This window comes from Streptomyces sp. NPDC054757, from assembly GCF_053612185.1.
Window position 1 is genome coordinate 143,691 of record NZ_JBSHBW010000003.1, and the last position, 19,254, is coordinate 162,944.

17 protein-coding genes are annotated in these 19,254 nt (G+C 71.9%); 10 read left to right on the forward strand and 7 right to left on the reverse strand.

Translation table 11 applies throughout. The features are described from left to right. The first annotated feature begins 110 nt into the window (after positions 1-110). The 6 genes from modA (at position 111) to ACWGKJ_RS05815 (ending at position 7,325) form a co-directional block, all read left to right on the forward strand. Entirely contained in the window at positions 111-920 is an 810-nt protein-coding gene (gene modA / locus ACWGKJ_RS05790) for a molybdate ABC transporter substrate-binding protein (protein ID WP_385025673.1), read from the forward strand. Between the two features lie 270 nt (positions 921-1,190). Further along, positions 1,191-3,224, forward strand: coding sequence for an ABC transporter permease (locus tag ACWGKJ_RS05795; protein WP_385025670.1), 2,034 nt, complete (start codon positions 1,191-1,193; stop codon positions 3,222-3,224). A gap of 315 nt (positions 3,225-3,539) precedes the next feature. Continuing rightward, positions 3,540-3,926, forward strand: a complete 387-nt coding sequence (locus ACWGKJ_RS05800; RefSeq protein ID WP_385025667.1) for a hypothetical protein — start codon at positions 3,540-3,542, stop codon at positions 3,924-3,926. Positions 3,927-4,044: 118 nt separating this feature from the next. Continuing rightward, positions 4,045-5,295, forward strand: a complete 1,251-nt coding sequence (locus tag ACWGKJ_RS05805) for a carotenoid oxygenase family protein (RefSeq protein ID WP_385025664.1) — start codon at positions 4,045-4,047, stop codon at positions 5,293-5,295. Positions 5,296-5,365: 70 nt separating this feature from the next. Continuing rightward, positions 5,366-6,010, forward strand: coding sequence for a TetR/AcrR family transcriptional regulator (locus ACWGKJ_RS05810; RefSeq protein ID WP_385025661.1), 645 nt, complete (start codon positions 5,366-5,368; stop codon positions 6,008-6,010). 46 nt (positions 6,011-6,056) lie between these two features. After that, positions 6,057-7,325, forward strand: coding sequence for an MFS transporter (locus tag ACWGKJ_RS05815; protein WP_385025658.1), 1,269 nt, complete (start codon positions 6,057-6,059; stop codon positions 7,323-7,325). 24 nt (positions 7,326-7,349) lie between these two features. Here ACWGKJ_RS05815 and ACWGKJ_RS05820 read toward each other — a convergent pair whose 3' ends face one another. The 4 genes from ACWGKJ_RS05820 to ACWGKJ_RS05835 all read right to left on the reverse strand — a co-directional run bounded on the left by ACWGKJ_RS05820 (position 7,350) and on the right by ACWGKJ_RS05835 (position 11,051). After that, positions 7,350-8,756: a GAF domain-containing sensor histidine kinase gene (locus ACWGKJ_RS05820; protein WP_385025655.1), complete on the reverse strand. Its 1,407-nt coding sequence runs from the start codon at positions 8,754-8,756 to the stop codon at positions 7,350-7,352. A 43-nt stretch (positions 8,757-8,799) separates the two neighbouring features. Then, positions 8,800-9,837, reverse strand: a complete 1,038-nt coding sequence (locus ACWGKJ_RS05825; protein ID WP_385025652.1) for a rod shape-determining protein — start codon at positions 9,835-9,837, stop codon at positions 8,800-8,802. Positions 9,838-9,977: 140 nt separating this feature from the next. Next, a complete protein-coding gene (locus ACWGKJ_RS05830; RefSeq protein ID WP_385025649.1) occupies positions 9,978-10,556 on the reverse strand; it encodes a hypothetical protein in 579 nt (192 codons plus the stop codon). Positions 10,557-10,619: 63 nt separating this feature from the next. Further along, entirely contained in the window at positions 10,620-11,051 is a 432-nt protein-coding gene (locus ACWGKJ_RS05835; RefSeq protein WP_385025646.1) for a MarR family winged helix-turn-helix transcriptional regulator, read from the reverse strand. Positions 11,052-11,157: 106 nt separating this feature from the next. Here ACWGKJ_RS05835 and ACWGKJ_RS05840 point away from each other — a divergent pair, with 106 nt between their 5' ends. The 3 genes from ACWGKJ_RS05840 (at position 11,158) to ACWGKJ_RS05850 (ending at position 13,823) form a co-directional block, all read left to right on the forward strand. Next, on the forward strand, positions 11,158-12,177 hold the full coding sequence (locus ACWGKJ_RS05840) for an NADP-dependent oxidoreductase (protein WP_385025643.1): 1,020 nt from the start codon (positions 11,158-11,160) through the stop codon (positions 12,175-12,177). A gap of 64 nt (positions 12,178-12,241) precedes the next feature. Further along, positions 12,242-12,670 (forward strand): organic hydroperoxide resistance protein, encoded by a 429-nt coding sequence (locus tag ACWGKJ_RS05845; RefSeq protein ID WP_385025640.1) that lies wholly within the window; start codon positions 12,242-12,244, stop codon positions 12,668-12,670. A gap of 244 nt (positions 12,671-12,914) precedes the next feature. Then, the gene (locus ACWGKJ_RS05850; protein WP_385025637.1) at positions 12,915-13,823 is read left to right on the forward strand and encodes an EI24 domain-containing protein; all 909 of its coding nucleotides are present in this window, start codon (positions 12,915-12,917) and stop codon (positions 13,821-13,823) included. A gap of 65 nt (positions 13,824-13,888) precedes the next feature. Here ACWGKJ_RS05850 and ACWGKJ_RS05855 read toward each other — a convergent pair whose 3' ends face one another. Then, a complete protein-coding gene (locus ACWGKJ_RS05855) occupies positions 13,889-14,467 on the reverse strand; it encodes a TetR/AcrR family transcriptional regulator (protein WP_385025634.1) in 579 nt (192 codons plus the stop codon). 164 nt (positions 14,468-14,631) lie between these two features. Here ACWGKJ_RS05855 and ACWGKJ_RS05860 point away from each other — a divergent pair, with 164 nt between their 5' ends. Continuing rightward, a complete protein-coding gene (locus ACWGKJ_RS05860; RefSeq protein ID WP_385025631.1) occupies positions 14,632-17,085 on the forward strand; it encodes a beta-glucosidase family protein in 2,454 nt (817 codons plus the stop codon). 78 nt (positions 17,086-17,163) lie between these two features. On the opposite strand, the gene ACWGKJ_RS05865 is transcribed toward ACWGKJ_RS05860, so the two are convergent. Both ACWGKJ_RS05865 and ACWGKJ_RS05870 read right to left on the reverse strand, forming a co-directional pair. After that, positions 17,164-18,159 carry an aldose epimerase family protein gene (locus tag ACWGKJ_RS05865; RefSeq protein ID WP_385025628.1) on the reverse strand — a complete coding sequence of 332 codons (996 nt, stop codon included), beginning with the start codon at positions 18,157-18,159 and terminating at the stop codon, positions 17,164-17,166. A gap of 9 nt (positions 18,160-18,168) precedes the next feature. After that, a complete protein-coding gene (locus tag ACWGKJ_RS05870; protein WP_385025625.1) occupies positions 18,169-19,086 on the reverse strand; it encodes an SGNH/GDSL hydrolase family protein in 918 nt (305 codons plus the stop codon). Positions 19,087-19,254 lie beyond the last annotated feature (168 nt).

Genomic DNA, 19,254 nt, shown 5'->3' on the forward strand with positions numbered 1-19,254 from the left:
TCCCCGAACCCTCGGACCAACCCGAGCCGGGAGGCCCCCATTCGGCGTGGCTCATCCCCATCCGCTCGGGCAGCAACCGTGCCGCCCGTCCCTCAAGGAGTCCCACCCTCATGTCCCGCATCCTCACCCGCCGCCGTACCGCCACCGCGATCGTCACCGCAGCCCTGCTGCTGCCGCTGGCCGCCTGTGGCGGCAACGACGACAGCAAGAAGGACACCGGCGCCAAGGCGTCCGACTCCGCGTCCGGCACCCCGAAGGCGGATCTGACCGTCCTCGCCGCCTCCTCGCTCACCGACGTGTTCGCCACCGCGAAGAAGGCGTACGAGAAGGAGCACCCCGGCACGAAGATCACCTACTCCTTCGCCGGCTCCCAGGAACTGGCCACCCAGGTGAAGCAGGGCTCCCCGGCCGACGCGCTGGTCACCGCGGACACCAAGACGATGGACGGCCTCAAGTCCGACGTCGGTACGCCGGAGATCATCGCCAAGAACCGTCTGGTCATCGCCACCGGCAAGGGCAACCCGGACAAGATCAAGGACCTGAAGGACCTCTCCGACTCCAAGCTGAAGGTCGTACTCGCCGCCCCCGAGGTGCCCGTCGGCCGTTACAGCAAGCAGGTGCTCGACGCCCAGAAGATCAAGGTGAAGCCGGTCTCCCAGGAGGTCAACGTCCGCGCCGTCCTCTCCAAGGTCGAGCTGGGCGAGGCGGACGCGGGCATCGTCTACAAGACGGACGCGGCCACGGCGCCCGGCAAGGTCCAGGCCGTCGACATCCCCGACGCGCAGAACGCCGTCGCCTCCTACCCGGCGGCGACCATCAAGGACTCGAAGCACTCGGCGGCCGCCGCCGCGTTCGTCAAGTGGCTGGCCGGCCCCGAGGCGCAGAAGATCCTCCAGGGCGCGGGCTTCCAGAAGCCGTAGCAGGCCCAAAGCCGCAGTGCGGCCAAAGCCGTAGCAGGCCCAAGCCGCAGTACGGCCAAAGTCGTAGCACGCCTAAAGCCGTAGTGCGGCCCAAGCTGTAGAACGCCCAAGCTGTAGAACGCTCAACTCTCCCGTACGGGGCTGTTGTTGCCGCTGCCGTATCCGCGCAGACGGTGGACAGCCCCGTACGGTCCCGCCTTGTATGGATACGCGGCCACGGCTCCGGCACCCGGGTGGCCGCTGTCCGGCATCCCGATCACAGGAACCCCGATGAGAAGCATCCGCGTCCGTGCCCGCACTCCGCGCACCGGCACCCCGATCGCCCTCGCGGTGCCCGCTCTGATCGCGGTCGCGTTCCTGCTGATGCCGCTGATCGGCATCCTGGCCCGCACCTCATGGGGCGAGCTGGGCACCCATCTGACCAGCCCGGACACCACCCAGGCGCTACGGCTCTCGCTGCTGGTCTCCTTCTGGGCGCTGGGCCTCTCACTGCTGCTCGGGGTGCCGCTGGCCTGGCTGCTCGCCCGGGTCGACTTCCCGGGCAAGACGCTCGTACGCTCGCTCGTCCTGCTGCCGATGGTGCTGCCGCCCACCGTCGGCGGTGTGGCGCTGCTGCTCGGGTTCGGCCGCCGGGGGCTGCTCGGGCCCTGGCTGGAGAACACCTTCGGGATCGTGCTGCCCTTCCACACCTCGGGGGCGGTGGTCGCGGCGACCTTCGTGGCGATGCCGTTCCTGGTCATCAGCCTGGAGGGCACGCTCGCCGGGCTGCGTCCGCGGTACGAGGAGACCGCGGCCTCGCTCGGAGCGTCGCCGGTCCGGGTGTTCTGCACCGTCACGCTGCCCATGGTCGCGCCGGGTCTCGCCGCGGGCGCCGCGCTGACCTGGGCCAGGGCGCTCGGTGAGTTCGGGGCGACGATCACCTTCGCCGGGAATCTGCCCGGTACCACCCAGACGCTGCCGCTCCAGGTGTATCTGCTGCTCCAGGACTCGCCGGAGGCCGCGACCTCCGTCTCGCTGCTGCTTCTCGTCATCGCGATGGCCGTCCTGGTCGCCCTGCGCGGACGGTGGACCGGCGGAACGGCCGAGCGCACCGCGAAGCCCGTACGCCCCGCCGACGACACGGACGGTACGGACGGCACCGGCCGGCCCGAACCCGGCTTCGGCCCCGCCGCCACTGCGGAAGGCGCACCGGACGCGGACCGCGCCGTCGGCGCAGCGGACACCACCACGGGAGGCGGCCCGGCCCCCGAGTCCTTTGCCCCGCAGGAGCGCTGGCCGCTGCACGCGGTGGTCACCGGCTTCAACGAGCTGACCCTGGACGCGGAGCCGGGCACCACCATCGCGGTCGTCGGCCCCAACGGCGCGGGCAAGACCACCCTGCTGCGCGCCCTCCTCGGCCTCACCCCGCGCGCCCACGCGGAACTGCGGCTGGGCGACACCGACGTCGGCCCGCTGCCGCCGCACCGCCGGGGGGTGGCCTGGGTCCCGCAGGACGGGGCGCTCTTCCCGCATCTCAGCGCGCTCACCAACACCGCCTACGGCCTGCGGTCGCGCCGGGTGCCACGCGCGGAGGCGCGCCGGGATGCGGCCCTGTGGCTGGAGCGGCTCGGCGTCGGCCATCTCGCCGCCCGCAAGCCCTCCCAGCTCTCCGGCGGCCAGGCGCAGCGCGTCGCCCTCGCCAGGGCGCTCGCCGCCCGCCCCCGGCTGCTGCTGCTCGACGAACCACTCGCCGCACTCGACCAGACCACCCGGGCCCATGTGCGCCACACCCTGCGGACGCACCTCAGCGGCTTCGCCGGTGTCTGTCTGATCGTCACCCACGACCCGGTGGAGGCGGTCTCGCTGGCCGACCGGGTCCTCGTACTGGACGACGGCCGTACGCTCCAGGACGCCCCGCCCGCCGAAGTCACCCTGCATCCGCGGTCGCCGTGGGTGGCCCGGATGCTCGGCCGCAACGCCTGGACCGGCACCGCGTCGGGGGACGGCCTCGCGCTCACCGGCGGCGGACAGCTCGTCGTCGCCGACGGGCTCGCCGAGGGCACCGGGGCGCTGGCGATCATCGCGCCCGAGGCCGTCTCCGTACACCCGGACCGGCCGACCGGCAGCCCGCGCAACGTCTGGCCCGGCACCGTACGGGAGATCACATCGGCGGGCAGCAGGCTCCGCGTCCTCATCACCTCGGCCGAGGCGCCCGACCTGGTGGCCGAGATCACCCCGCAGGCCGCACTCGAACTCGGCCTCGCGGACGGCGTACGGGTGTGGACCAGCGTCAAGGCCACCGAGATCACCCTGGTCGAGGTCTAGGACCTCCCAGCTTCCCTCCCGCTCCCACCGCGACCCCGACCCCACCCCCACTGCGACCCCACCCCCACCGCGACCCCGACCCCACCGCGACCACGACCCCACCCCGACCCCGGCCGAGCGGCCGGGGTCTTTCTGCTGCCCGCCCTGCTCTCCAGCGATTGACATAATGCTCACTATCCGAATAGCGTTATCCATATGAAAGCCGCTGGGCGACGCCCAGCCGGACGGGGGGGCCGATGCGCGCCCCCGCCCGATACCCCGGCGCCGCCGTGCACTGGCCGCCACCGGTCTCCCCACACCTCTCGGAGCGAAGAAATGACGTCCTCATCGAAAGCCCTCCGTTATCTGCTCGGCGGTCTGCTGATCGGCGGTTTCTGGTACCTCAACCGCGGCAGGCCGGTGTGGGAGGAGGCGCTGCGCACGATCCTCGTGTTCGCCGTGGTGATGTTCCTGCTCAGGTCCCGGCTCCGGCGCAGGTCCGTCGAGGTGCACCTGGTGCCGCTGGTCGCTTCGAAGGCCGTCCTGGTAGTGATCGCGGCCGTGGTCGAGGAGCAGCTCAAGGGCTCGGTCGGCGATGCCTCGCTCGTCGTCGCGATCGGGCTCGGACTCGCCGTCATGCTGCTCGGGCCGCTGGGTGACAGCCGGTTCTTCACCCCTCTCGCGCCGCCCATGACCGCGAAGCCCCTGCCGCACATCCGATAGCGAGCCCCTGCCGTGCGGGCGTGACGGGTGTCACCGCAGAGTTGACGCGCCGTCACGATCGCGCGCATACAACCCCGTTGCCCTCCGCGGACCGTTCACCCCACCATGGAGCAGCCCCGTGACCGAGCACACCTTCCACACCCGGGGGAACTACGCCCCGGTCGCCGCCGAGTCGACCGCGTTCGACCTGCCGGTCACCGGTGCGGTGCCGCCCGAGCTGAACGGCTGGTACGTACGCAACGGACCGAACCCGCGTACGGAGTCGCGGCACTGGTTTCTCGGCGAGGGCATGCTCCACGGTGTGCGCCTGGAGAACGGGCGGGCCGCCTGCTACCGCAACCGCTGGGTGCGCACCGAGGGCTTCGACACCCCGCTGCCGCCCCGTCCGGACGGCTCACCGGAGCTGACCGGCGCCTGGGCCAACACCCATGTCGTCAGCCACGCCGGCCGGACGCTCGCGCTGGAGGAGGCGTCGCTGCCGTACGAGGTGACCCGTGAGCTGGAGACGGTCGGTCCGTACGACTTCGGGGGCGGGCTCACCACCCCGATGACCGCGCATCCCAAGATCTGCCCGGAGACCGGGGAGCTCCACTTCTTCGGTTATGCGAAGCGGCAGCCGTATCTGACGTACCACCGCGCCGACGCGCACGGCACCCTGCGGCTGAGCCGCCCGATAGAGGTGGCCGGGCCGACGATGATGCATGAGTTCACGCTCACCAGCAGGCATGTCGTCTTCCTCGATCTGCCGGTCGTGCTGGTGCCCGGCGGAAAGGGGATGCCCTACCGCTGGGACCCGGGATACGGCGCCCGGATCGGGCTGCTGCCGAGGACCGATCCGCACGGTGCGGTGCGGTGGTTCCCCATCGATCCGTGCTACGTGTTCCATACGCTCAACGCGTACGAGGCGGGCGACGAGGTCGTCCTGTACGCGGCGCGGTACGCGCACCTGTGGTGGGAGGGCCACGACTCCGTGCCCGCGCATCTGTGGCGGTGGCGTCTCGATCTCCGTACCGGCGCGGTACGGGAAGAGCAACTGGACGACAGGGCCTGCGAGTTCCCCCGTATCGACGACCGTCTCGCGGGGCTCGACGCCCGGTACGGCCATGTGACGGCCGGGAACTCGCTCGTGCGCTACGACCTGCACACGGGATCGGCCGCGGAGCACGCCTTCGGCGCGGACCGGACGCCGGGCGAGGCGGCGTTCGCGCCTCCGCGCTGGCTGATCACCTATGTCCACGACCGCACCCGTGACGCCAGTGACCTGGTGATCCTGGACGCCACGGACCTCTCGGAACCCGTCGCCACAATCGAGCTGCCCGCCCGGGTGCCCGCCGGGTTCCACGGCAACTGGCTGCCGGACGGGGCCTGAAGGCGCCCCGCCATGCGGCCGCCCTCCCGGCAATTGACGTAATTAACACTATTTCGGTAATGTTCGCTATATGAAAGACGACGACTCACGTCCGCGCCGTATGACCCGGGCGGAGACCAAGGCGCGCACCCGCACCCTTCTCCTGGAGGCCGCGGCGCGGGTGTTCGCACGCAAGGGTTTCGCGGGGGCGTCGGTCGACGACATCGCGGAGAGCGCCGGGTTCTCCACCGGGGCGCTGTACTCGAACTTCGCGGGCAAGGACGAGCTGTTCGTCGAGCTTCTCTCGAACCGGAGCGGCAGCCGCCTCGCCGAGGCCGCCGCGATCCTGTCCGACCGGGACGGAACTGTCGAGGACACCCAGACCATGCTGTCCCGGCTGCTGGTCGAGGTCGCGAGCGAGGACATGGATCTCGCCCCGCTGCAGGCGGAGTTCTGGCTGTACGCGATCCGTCACCCCGAGTTCCAGGAGCGTATGGCCGCACAGTTCCGCGGCAACCGGGACGCGCTGTCCACCGTCCTCTCGGACCGGGCCAAGGCGCGGGGGCAGTCCGACGACGTTCCGTTCGACGGGGTCGCCACAGTCGTGATGGCGCTGTTCCAGGGACTTGTGCAGCTCCGCAGGACGGATCCGGAGCTGGTTCCCGAGAATCTCTACGGCGACGCCGTCCACTGGCTGTTCAGCGGTCTCATCGCGTCGCAGCGGTCGAAGGACTGACCCGACCGGGGCGGGGGGCGGTCCCGGGCGCCGGTTAGCATCCCGTGTGACCCCGATACGCCCGCCCAAGGAGACGCCGATACGTCGGCGCATACTCGCCGACCTCACACCGCTGCGCACATCCCCCGACTTCCGGCGGCTGTGGTTCGGCAACACCGTCTCCTGGGTCGGGCAGGGCATGACCACCCTGGCCATCTCGCTCCAGGTCTACGCCCTCACGCACTCCAGCTTCTCCGTCGGGCTGGTGGGGCTCTTCTCGCTGGTGCCGCTCGTCGCGTTCGGCCTGTACGGAGGGGCCGTAGCGGACACGCTCGACCGCCGCAAACTCGGGCTGTACAGCGCCCTCGGGTCCGCCTTCCTCTCGGTCGCCCTCGCGTCGGCCGCGTTCGCCGGCTTCCACCATGTCTGGTTTCTGTACGGCATCGTGGCCCTGCAGTCCGTCTGCGCCGCCCTCAACGCCCCGGCCAGATCCGCGATGATCCCCCGGCTGCTGCCCGGTGAACAACTGCCCGCGGCCAACGCGCTGTCCTCGATGACCACCACCTTCGGGACGCTGATCGGCCCGATGCTCGGCGGCCTCATCGTCGGCTTCTGGGGCTATCAGGCCGCGTACCTCATCGACGCCGTCTCCTTCGTCGCCGCCCTCTACGCGATGTGGCGGCTGCCCACGATGCTCCCCGACCGGGCCGCGGGCCAGAAGAGCCGCGCCTCGGTCCTGGACGGGCTGCGCTTCCTGGCCACCCGCCCCAACCTCCGGATGACGTTCTTCTCGGACTTCTGCGCCATGATCCTGGCCCAGCCGCGGGCGCTGTTCCCCGCGGTGGCCGTCCTCTGGTACGGGGGAGACGCCCGCACCACGGGGCTGCTGGTGGCGGCCCCCGCGGTCGGCGCGCTGCTCGGCGGGGTCTTCTCCGGCTGGCTGGGCGGCATCCACCGGCACGGCCTCGCGATCGTGGTCGCGGTCGCCGGATGGGGGCTCGCCATCGCGGTGTTCGGCCTGACCAGGAACCTCTGGCTCGGGCTGCTCTTCCTCGCGCTCGCCGGTGCCGCTGACACCGTGTCCATGGTCTTCCGCAACACGATGATGCAGGTAGCCGCCCCGGACGAGATGCGCGGCAGGCTCCAGGGGGTCTTCATCGTGGTCGTCGCGGGCGGACCGCGCCTCGGCGACTTCCTCGCGGGCTCGGCGGGCGATCTGGCCTCCCCGACCGCGGCCGTGGTCGGCGGCGGCCTCGCCTGCGTCCTCGCGGTCACCCTGCTCGGCCTGACCCGGCGCGGCTTCCTGCGCTACGACGCCAGGTCGCCGGTGCCGTAACCCGGCCGCAGGGGCGGACCGGCCCTACGACGCCTCCCACACCAGCGTGTTCCCGTCCTCGCCGTCCGGTGTCCCGTCGTGCGTGACGGTCAGACGTACCGGCCCCTCCCGGGCGTCGACCACCACCGCCACCCGGGCGGCGTCCGGCGACCGGTGCGCGCGGGCGAGCCCCCGGCGCAGTGCGGACAGCAGCTCCTCGCCGGTCCGCTCCGGGATCCGCGCGTCCACCGGGCCGACGAAGTGCACCGAAGGTGCGAACCCCAGCAGCGCCCGCGCGCTGTCCGCCTCCCGCAGCACCTGACCGCGCAGCGTCGACGGTGCGTCGGCCGGCGGCTGCTGGAGGGCGAAGATCGCCGTCCTGACGTCCTGAATGGTCGAGTCCAGCTCGTCGACCGCCCGCCCGATCAGCTCCCCGAGCTCGGTTCCGGCCGCCCGCCGATGGGTCGACTCCAGCATCATTTCGGTCGCGAAGAGCCGCTGGACGACGAGATCGTGCAGATCCCGGGCGATCCGGTCGCGGTCCTCGAAGACCGCCAGCCGCTCGCTGTTCTGCCGGGCGTCGGCCAGTACGAGCGCGAGCGCGGCCTGCGAGGCGAACTGAAGGGCGAGCGTCCGGTCCGCCGCGTTGTAGGGGCGGCCGCTGCGCCGCCTGGGCAGTGCGAGGGTGCCGATCAGCTTGCCGCCGCTCTGCAGCGGCAGCATCATGCTCGGCCCGAAACGGGCCCGCACATGGGTGGTCATCCGGGGATCGGTCGACGAGTCCTCGATGTACACCGGGTCCCCGCTGAGCAACTGGACGAGGACGGGGGAGCCCGGTGCGATGGTGGCGCCGATGAGGTCGCCCGGGTCGTCGAAGGTGGAGGCGGCGACGATCTCCATACCGCCGGCGTCGGTCGGCAGGAGCACCACACCGGCGACCGCGTCGGCGAGGCTCCTGGCCTGTTCGGCGACGGTGGTCAGCGCGTCGGTCGCGCTCTCGCCGGTGAGCAGCGCGTTGGTGACGGCCGCCGCCCCCTTGATCCAGCGCTCGCGGAGCCTGGCGGTCTCGTACAGCCGGGCGTTGCCGATGGCGATGCCCGCCTGCGCGGCGAGCACCCGCAGCAGCGCCTCGTCGTCCCGGTCGAACCCCCCGCCGTCCTTGTCGGCCAGATGGAGGGTCCCGAAGACCTGCTGGTGGACCCGGACCGGGAGCCGCAGCAGGCCGGGGGTGTCGTCGGCCAGGCCGATCAGCGCGTCGCCGTCGGTGCCGGTCGAGAACAGGTCGCTGAGGCGGTCGCGCTCGGGGTCGACCACCCCGAGCGCCCCACGCCGCGCGCCCGTCATCCGGGTCGCCGAGTCCACGATGTGCTGGAGCGTGCCGCGCAGTTCGAGATCCGTACCGACGCTCAGCACCGCTTCGAGCAGCAGCGGAAGCCGGGTGTCAGCGGTCATCGTGGTCCCCCGCTCCGATCGTCGCAGGTCCCTGGGGTGCGGTTCAGCCGCTCAGCGGAGCCAGCGTCAGGGGCTGGATCTTCCCCTCCAGCATCGCGCCGAGTCCGAGGACCGAGCAGACGTCGGGCCGCTCGGCGATGTGCACCGGCATCCCCGTCGCGTTGCGCACCATCTGCTCCAGGCCGGGCAGCAGGGCGCTCCCGCCGACCATCATGATGCCCCGGTCGGACAGATCGGCGACCAGATCCGGCGGGCAGCCGCGCAGCACCCGGCCGATGCCGTCGAGCACGGCGGTCAGCGGGGTGTTGATGGCCTCCCGTACGGCCGCGGTCTCGACCTGGACCGAACGGGCCAGTCCGGTGGCCACGTCCCGGCCGTGGATCTCGGTGTACTCGGGCCCGTCCTGGGACAGCCCGTTGCCGCTGAGCGCCAGCTGCAGCGGCCGTACGGCCTGGCCCGGCAGCAGCAGCTGGTGGTGCTGGCGCAGATGCTGTACGACGGCCCGGTCGATGGCCTCACCGCCGACCGGGATCCGCTCGGCGGTGACGATCGAGCCGAGCGAGAGTACGGCGATCTGCGTGGTGGCCGCACCGCAGACCATGATCATGGTGGCGGTCGGCTGCTCGACGGGGAGCCCGCAGCCGACGGCGGCGGCGACGAGGGTGTCGACCAGCTCGACCTTCCGGGCTCCGAGTCCGAGCAGGGTCTCGACCGTGGCGCGCTGCGCCAGCGGGTCGGACTTGTGCGGGGTGCAGGCGGCGGCGCGCAGCATCGGGGTGCGCCGCAGCCTGCGCCGCAGCTTGTCACCGAGCAGTTGCCCCAGCATGCGCCGGGCCAGGTCGATGTCGACGACGGTGCCGCCCGTGACGGGGCGCGCCACCCGGATGTATCCGGGGGTGCGGCCGGTCATCTGCTCGGCGAAGTCGCCGACGGCGATGAGCGCGCCCGTCCGGACGTTCACCGCGACGACGCTCGGTTCGTCCACGACGAGGCCCATGCCCTTGACGAACACGCGGGTCCGCGAGGCCCCGAGGTCGACGGCTACCTGGCAACGACGCAACTGATCAAGACTGACGGTCACGGCACGATCTCCCGGGAAACACTGGGGTGGGGCACCGGCGGCAGCCGGTCCTCATCGCATCGTGCGACGGCCGCAACCCGGGCGCGCGCTGGGCTGAGCCGCCCGGGTGGTTTTCTGACGGGCCGCCAGAAAGCAAGCTTCTACGCGGGTGTGTCGGTGGCTCGTACGTCCTGGAGCAGCCCCCAGGTGAAGTCGGCGACGGCGGGCCGCCCGCCGGGCAGCGTCAGCGCGAGCCGCCACCGGGTCGGCGCGGTGCCCTCCATCGGCCGTACGGGGGCGAAGGCGCGGGCCACCTCGTCCACCGTGCACGACCAGGGCCGTAGATCGTCCGCCGTGTCCAGGACGGGTGCCGCGGCGCCGGGGGCGCGGACCAGCCACTCGTTCCACACCGCGCCGCCCGGCGCGGTCAGCACCTCGAACCGCAGGTCCGGCCAGAGGGGCACCGGCCACTGAAGGGCCTCGCACTCCAGATCGCCGATCCTCCTGCGGGCGGTGGCGGACGGCTCGCCGAGCACCGACCGGTAGCGCCGGGCCGCCCCGCCCGACCGGGCCGAGCGGACCATCGCCTGCCACCGCCGGTTCGCCTCGCGCATCTCCGCGAGCGTGACGCCCAGCTCGTGCCGGGCGTCCTCGACGAGGACCGGCTGATGGTCGGCCATCCGGCGCAGCAGCACCAGCTGGAAGTCGAGCGGCCCGAACGGGCTCCCTGATCGCGGCATACCCCCATCCTGCCGGTCCGGCAGCGGCGCCGGCCCGGCCCCCTCCCGTACCCCGGCCGTCCCCTACTCCTCCGTACGCCCCAGCATGCGCCGCAGCAGATCCCGCAGCACCGTCCGCTCCCCGGCCGACAGCTCGCCCAGCGGCTCACGGGCGAAGTCCATCGTGGCGCGCAGCTCCCCGGAGGTCCGCCGGCCCGCGTCGGTGGCGGCGGCGATCTTGACCCGGCGGTCGGCGGGGTCGGGGCGGCGCTCCACGAGACCGCGCGCCTCCAGCCGGTCGACGATCCCGGTGACGTTCGACGGCTCGCACTTCAGGTGCCCGGCGAGCCGGCGCATGGGCATCGCCTCGATGGACAGCAGACCCAGCACCCGCGCCTGCGCCCCGGTGAGGGAGTGCGCCGCCGCCGCCTCGTCGTACTCCTCGTGGTACCGGATGACGATGTCGCCGATCAGCTCGACGACTTCCAGGGTCAGCGGGTCTGTACGAGTGGCCATGTCCGCCATGGTACCCACATGCTTGACAATCTAAAATATCCAGGCATGGTTGTTTAAGGCAGTCGATGTTTCACGTCATGAATCTTTGCTCAGGAGGCTGTACCCGATGTCCGCACTCCCCACTACCGGCCGCGCCTGGCACCTCACCGCCCGTCCGAACGGCTGGCCCACCCACGCGGACTTCGCCCTGCGCGAGGCCCCGGTGGACGAGCCCGCCGATGGCCGGATCCTGCTGCGCAACCTCTACTTCTCGGTCGACCCGTACATGCGCGGCCGGATGAACGACGTGAAGTCGTACACCCCGCCCTTCCAGCTCGACAAGCCGATGGACGGCGGCGCGGTCGGCGAGGTCATCGCCTCGAACGCCGAGGGCTTCGCGGTGGGCGACCACGTCCTGCACGGCCTCGGCTGGCGCGAGTACGCCGAGGTGCCGGCCAAGCACGCCACCAAGGTCGACCCCTCGGCCGCCCCGCTCTCGGCCTACCTCGGTGTGCTCGGCATGACCGGACTCACCGCCTACGCCGGCCTCTTCGATGTCGCCTCCTTCAAGGAGGGCGAGACGGTCTTCGTCTCCGGCGCCGCGGGCGCCGTCGGCAGCCAGGTCGGCCAGATGGCCAGGATCAGGGGCGCCGCACGCGTCATCGGCTCGGCGGGCTCCGATGAGAAGGTCAGGCACCTCACCGAGGACCTCGGCTTCGACGCGGCCTTCAACTACAAGGACGGCCCCGTCACGAAGCAGTTGCGCGAGGCGGCACCCGACGGCATCGACGTGTACTTCGACAACGTGGGCGGCGAGCACCTGGAAGCGGCCCTCACCTCGTTCAACGTGCACGGCCGCGCCACGATCTGCGGAATGATCTCGCAGTACAACAGCACCGAGGCCACCCCGGCTCCGCGCAATCTCGCGCTGGTCATCGGCAAGCGGCTGCGGCTCCAGGGCATGCTCGTCGGCGATCACGCGGCGCTCCAGCCGCAGTTCGTCAAGGATGTCGCCGGCTGGATCGCCTCGGGCGAGCTCACCTACCAGGAAACGGTCGTCGAAGGCGTAGAGCAGGGCGTCGACGCGTTTCTCGGGCTGCTGCGCGGTGAGAACACCGGGAAGATGATCGTCGCCGTGAACCAGTAGTCTCGTCCCCAGGCCGCCGCGGTCGTGGGCGCGAGACGCGGCGTACACAACAGAAGGAACTCGCATGGCAATCCAGAAGATCGATGTCGCGTACACCGCTGTCGCCACCGCGGAGAACGGCCGTGACGGCCGGGTCTCCTCCAACGACGGCAACCTCGACGTCGTCGTCAACCCGCCGAAGGAGATGGGCGGAAGCGGCGCGGGCACCAACCCGGAGCAGCTCTTCGCCGCCGGTTACAGCGCCTGCTTCCAGGGTGCGCTGGGTGTCGTCGCCCGCCAGGAGAAGGCCGACATCTCCGGCTCGACCGTGACCGCGGCCGTCTCCATCGGCAAGACCGAGCAGGGCGGCTTCGGCCTTGAGGTCACCATCACCGCCGCCATCCCGAACGTCGACACGGCCACCGCGCAGGCGCTGATCGAGAAGGCGCACCAGGTGTGCCCGTACTCGAACGCCACCCGCGGCAACATCAAGGTCGACCTGGCCGTCGCCTGATCATGACCCGCTGATCCCGGCTCGGCCCGGGACAGGGAGGGCCGTCCCCGCTCCGGAGCGCTCCGGCGGGGGCGGCCCTTCGCCGTCTCCGTACGGGCTGTTGGCGCCCCCGTCCCTGCCCCCGCCCCCGAGCCCACCCCCGAGCCGGGGCCGGGGCCGGGGTCGGAGCCTGAGCCGGGGCCGGGACGTGCGGCCCCGGCCGCTGCCGGACTCCGCTGCCCCGCCCCCCGCTAGGCTGCTGCGCATGGGTGATCTCGGGGCGGGCTTCGGCTATCTGGTGAAGGGGCAGCGCTGGGTCGGCGGGCGCGGCAGGCAGTACGGATTCGGGCTGCTGCCGGGGCTGATCACGCTGGTCCTCTATGCGGCGGTGCTGGTCGCGCTGGCGTTCTGGGCGGACGACGCCGTGGCCTGGGCGACCCCGTTCGCCGACACCTGGGGCTCGCCCTGGCCGGGGCTCCTTCGGGGTGTGCTGACCGTACTGCTCTGGGCGCTGGCTCTGCTGCTCGCCGTCGTCTCGTTCACCGCGGTGACCCTGCTGGTCGGCCAGCCCTTCTACGACGCGCTCTCGGAGCGGGTCGACGCGTCGGAGGGCTCCGATGTCCCCGCTTCCGGCCTCTCCTTCTGGCGTGAGCTGTGGATATCCGCGCGCGACAGCGTCCGTGTCCTGGTGCGGGTGGCCTGCTACGGACTGCTGCTCTTCGTGGCCGGTTTCCTGCCGGTCGTCGGCCAGACCGTGGTCCCGGCGATCGGCTTCTGCGTCTCGGGTTTCTTCCTCGCCGAGGAGCTGACGGCGATCGCGCTGCAGCGCCGCGGTATGGAGTTCCGTGAGCGGCTGGCCCTGCTGAAGAGCCGCCGCCTGCTGACCCTCGGCTTCGGCGTCCCGCTGACGCTCTGCTTCCTGGTGCCACTGGTCGCGGTCTTCCTGATGCCAGGCGCGGTGGCCGGGGCGACGCTGATGGCGCGTGATCTGACGGGGGAGACCGCGACGGAACCGGAAGCGGAACCGGACGCCCTGCGAGGTCCGCGCCCCGACCAGGCACGGGACCCGCACCCCGACGGCGCCCCGGACCCGCACGCCCCACGGGACCCGCACGCCGACGGCGCACCCGCGACGCTCGCGCCCCCGGCCGCCACGCCCTACCGGGCCCAGTAACCCCGGACGCGTAGCCCCGGCCCGAGCAACCCCGGCACCTGTGGGCCCAGTAGACCCGGCCCCCGTCACCCCGCCGCCGCGCCGCCCCCGAGCAGCGTAGTGAAGGCCCGGAAGGCGGTGGGCATATCCACCGATTCCGGGTCCAGCAGCCACTGGTACTGCAACCCGTCCATCACCGCCACCAGCAGCGGGGCGACCTCCTCCGGGGTCAGCCCGCCCGGCAGCCGGTCCCCGAACTCGCCGCGCAGCGTGGCCGCCATCGAACCCCGCACCTGTGTATAGCGGCGCGTGAAGAAGTCCCGCGCCGGATGCCCGTCCGTGACGCTCTCGCCGAGCAGCGCGGCGAAGGTCTGCACGACCCCCGGCCGCATCGCGTTGTACTCGACCAGTGAGCCGAGCAGTCCGAGCGGCCAGGGCTCACCCGAGCGCGCGGACCCGCCCGGATCCCACCGGTCCCGCGCCTCCAGTACGGCGACGAGCAGCGCGTCCTTGCTCGGGAAATAGTGCAGCAGCCCCTGCTGAGTGAGGCCCACCCGCTCGGCGACCGCTCCGAGCGTCGTCCCCCGGTAGCCGCGCTCCGCGATGACCTCAAGCGCCGCACGGAGGATCTCCGCCCGCCGCCCCTCGCCTCTGGTGCTCCCCATCCACCGGCTCCCTTCCCCGTCCGAGACGTGCTCTCCGAGGACCGTACGACATCGCACATCACGAAGAAGTAACGAAACCTACCGATCTACCGGTACGCGCGTCAGGATGGAGACATCACGCACGGGACTGCGGAACTTCACTACGTCAAGGCGGAGGTACGACGGTGGCAGCCACCCCCATCAACGACGCGGACCCGGTCCGCGAAGCCGCGGTCGAGGCCGCACTCGCCAGGCTGGATCTCGGTACCAAGGCCCGGCTGCTCTCCGGACAGGACTTCTGGTCGCTCCCGGCGGTCCCGGAGATCGGGCTGAGGTCCCTCGTCATGTCCGACGGTCCGATCGGCGTCCGCGGAGTGCGCTGGACCGCCGACGACCCGTCCATCGCCCTGCCGTCACCGACCGCACTCGCCGCCACCTGGGACCCGGAGCTGGCCCGCCGGGCGGGTGTCCTGCTCGCCCAGGAGGCACGGCGCAAGGGGGTGCACGTCCTGCTCGCGCCGACGGTCAACCTGCACCGTTCGCCGCTCGGCGGACGGCACTTCGAGTGCTACTCCGAGGACCCGCATCTGACCGGCGAGATCGGCGCCGGCTATGTCCGGGGAGTGCAGAGCGGTGGCGTCGGCACCACCGTCAAGCACTTCGTCGGCAACGACGCGGAGACCGACCGCTTCACCGTCAACAACCTCATCGCCCCGCGCCCACTGCGCGAGCTGTATCTGGCGCCCTTCGAGACCATCGTCAAGAACGCCCACCCCTGGGGCATCATGACCGCGTACAACACGGTCAACGGCACGACGATGACCGAGCACCGCTACCTGGTCAACGAAGTCCTGCGCGGCGAGTGGCACTTCGACGGGTTCAACGTCTCGGACTGGACGGCCGCGCGCTCCACCGCCGGGGACATCACCGGCGGCCTCGACGTCGCCATGCCGGGACCGGTCACCCCGTACGGTGAGCCGCTGGCCGCCGCCGTCAGGGCGGGCGAGGTCCCCGAGAGCGCGGTCGACGACGCCGTACGGAACGTGCTGCGGCTGGCCGCCCGGGTCGGCATCCTCGACGGCGCACCGCCGGTCGTCACCGAGCCGCCGCCGGAGACCGACGGGCGCGAGCTGTCCCGCGAGATCGCCCGCCGCGCCTTCGTGCTCGTACGGAACGAGGGCGGCGCGCTGCCGCTGGACGCGCCGAGGACCCGCAAGGTCGCGCTCATCGGCGCCGCCGCCCGCGACGCCCGTATCCTCGGCGGCGGCTCGGCCACCGTCTTCCCGACCCAGCTGGTCTCCCCGCTCGACGGACTGGCCGCCGCACTCCCGGACGGCGCCGTCAGCTACGCCATCGGCGCCGACCCGAGCGGCCAACTGGCCCCTGCGGGCAAGGGGTTCGCCCTGCACGCGGTCTGCCGCGACAAGGCGGGCCGAATCCTCGGCACCGCATCGGTGCCCGGCGGACGCATCCAGTGGGTGGGCAGCGACCTGCCCGACGGGGTGACCCACGAGGCGCTGCACACCATCGAGGTCAAGGGCACGTTCACCCCCAGGGAGAGCGGCGAGCACACCTTCGGCACCCGGGGACTCGGCGGCTTCCGGCTCACCGTGGGCGACCGGGTCCTCTTCGAAGCGGACGAACTCCCGGGCGACGAGGCCGACCCGTTCGCCGCGGTCTTCGGCGCCCCCGTCGAGCGCGGCACCGCCCCCCTCACGGCCGGTGAGTCCGTCGCGATCGCCTTCGAGTACACCGTCTACAAGAGCGCCGGATCCCGGCTCCAGGCCATCGGCTTCTCGCTGATGCACCGCGACCCGCAGCACGACCCCGACGAGCTGATCGCCGAGGCCGTGGCCGCCGCACGCGAGGCGGATACCGCCGTCGTGGTCGTCGCCACCACCGAGGAGGTCGAGTCCGAGGGCTTCGACCGCAAGGACCTCGGGCTCCCCGGCCGCCAGGACGACCTGGTACGCGCGGTGGCGGCCGTCAATCCGAACACGGTCGTGGTCGTCAACGCGGGCTCCCCGGTGGAGCTGCCCTGGCGCGAGAGCGTGGCGGCGGTGCTGCTCAGCTGGTTCCCGGGCCAGGAGGGCGGTGCCGCGCTCGCCGACGTACTCCTGGGAGCGGCGGAGCCCGGTGGCCGGCTGCCCACCACCTGGCCGGTGGCCCTGGCGGACGCCCCGGTCAGCAGGGTCGAGCCGGAGAACGGCGAACTCCCTTACGAGGAGGGCGTGTTCATCGGCTACCGGGCCTGGGACCGGTCCGGCGCCACCCCCGCCTACCCCTTCGGCCACGGCCTGGGCTACACCGAGTGGAGCTACGAGTCCCTGGAAGCGGCCACCGGGACCGCGACCGTCCGTATCCGCAACACCGGCAGCCGCACCGGCCGCGAAACGGTCCAGGTCTACGCGGCCCCGGACAGCCCGGGACCGGACCGGGCCGCCCGCCAGCTGGCCGGATTCGCCACCGTGGAAGCGGCGCCGGGGGAGACGGTGGAGGTGGCCGTCGCGCTCTCCCCGCGGGTCTTCGAGACCTGGGACGAGGAGTCCGGCGGCTGGACGCGCCGCCCGGGCGGCTACGAGATCCGGGCCGGCCGCTCCCTCACGGACACCAGGCTGACGGCCGCGATCACGGTCTGACACACCGGCGCGCCCCCGCCCCTGCCCACCGGGCAGGACAGGGCGGGGGCGCGCCGGACCGGGCAGAGCCCGCGCCCGCTACCGCGTGGAGAACCCGTACACCGTCTCGGAGACGTAGGCGCCGTCCGGCCTGAGCACCGCACTGGGGAACTCCGGCCGGTTCGGCGCATCGGGGAAGCGCTGGGTCTCCAGCGCGATCCCGGCGCAGGCACCGTACGGCCCGTCGTCGATGTGGTCACCGGTGTAGAGCTGCAGGCCCGGCTCGCTGGTCGTGATCGTCAGCACCCGCCCCGATGCCGGGTCGAACAGTTCGGCGGCCTCCGTACTGCCGCCACCGGGCACCTCGTTGTCGAGCACATAGTTGTGGTCATAGCCGGGACCCGACTTACGGGCCTCCCGGAAGTCGAAGCGCGTCCCCGCCACCGGCTCCGAACCCCCGGTCGGGATCAGCTCCGCGTCCACCGGCGTCACCAGCGAGGCCGCGATCCGCAGCTCGTGCCCGGCCGCGCTGCCGGATTCGGCGCCGCCCAGGTTCCAGTACGAGTGGTTGGTCAGGCTCACCACGGTCGGCGCGTCCGTCGTCGCCTCGTACCCGATCCGCAGCGCACCGCTCTCCGTCAGGCCGTACGTCACGGAGACGGCCAGCCGCCCCGGGTAGCCCTCCTCGCCGTCCGGGCTGACCCGCGAGAGCCGCACCCCGTGCCCGGTGGCCTCCGCCTCCCACACCCGCTTGTCGAAGCCCCGGTCGCCGCCGTGCAGACTGTGCGGCCCGTTGTTGCGGGGCAGCCGGTACGTCCGCCCGTCGAGCGCGAACGCACCGCCCGCGATGCGGTTCGCGTACCGCCCGATCAGCGCCCCGAAGTACGGCCCGGGGTGGGCCAGATACCCGGCGAGGTCCGGGAACCCGAGGGCCACACCGGTCGCCGCCCCCGTCCGGTCGGGTACCTCGACGGACTGCAGGATCCCGCCGTACGTGAGCACGCGCACCCGCGTGCCGCCGCGCTCCAGGGTCCAGCGGTGGACAGGGGTGCCGTCACCGAGACGGCCGAAGATCTCCGGCTGCGCGCTGCTCATGACCGGACCCTACGCCGGAGGCCGGGCGGCCGTGACGTTGCGGTAGGCGATCTCGGCCAGCCGCTCCTGGCCGTCCCGGCCGGGGTGGAACCAGTCCCAGGGGCTCAACTGGGCCCCGGTGAACCGGAAACCGAAGACCGCCCCGCCGTCGTAACGGCAGTGCGTGTCCGACGCGCACACGTCCCTGAGCACCGCGTTGTACGCGACCACCCGCTCCCGCACGGCGTCGCGCCGCGCCACGGCCGCCGGGTCCATCGCATCGGCGTCCCGCAGCATCGAGGCGCAGATCCCCAGCTTCCAGATCTGCTTGCCCAGCGGATTGCCGCGCCCCTGCGACCAGAGCCGCTTCAGGTCCGGCACGCTCGACACATAGACCTCACTCTTGGGCAGCGCCGTGCGAAAACGTTTCAGCGCTGTCATGAACGAGGTGCGGAATTCATCCACCGGTGTCATGTGCGAAACCGAGTCCCGGCATGCGTCATTGGCACCTGCCATGATCGTCACCAACTCGGGGCGGTGCGCCGCCGCAGCGTCGATCTGGGCGGGCACATCGGCCATCCGGGCCCCGGTCCTGGCGTCGTTCCACTGCTTCTTCACCCCGAGCCGGGAGGCCAGACTGCGCACCTTCGGGTCCGAACCGGTCGCCCAGGACACCTTCGTACAGTCCGCGAGCACCGAACAGGCATCGAAGCCACGGGTGATGGAATCGCCCACGGCGGCCACTGATCCGGGGGAGGTGTCCCAGGTCGGGGCGGGTGAGGACGGCGCGCCGTGAGGGCCCTGCGCATGTTTCCCGCCACTGTCGGAAGAGTCACAGCCGGCCGTCGCGCCGAGCGGGAGCACGACAGCCGCCAGCAGCGCCGCGACAGCGGTGCGGCCGCGGCGGCTCCGGGCGGACCCCGGCGCGTATTCCGGCTTCCTCTGCACCCTCTGCACCCTCCAAGTGGCCGACCCGGGCGTCCTGCCGAGTGAAAGCTCTGTGTTCAACGGGGCCAGGACCGACAGTACGTCACACGAGTGAGGCCCCCGCGCGGTAGTTTTTCCCCGTCGGACCAGTGGCAACATCGCCCATCAGCGGCTCCGGTAAATTACATC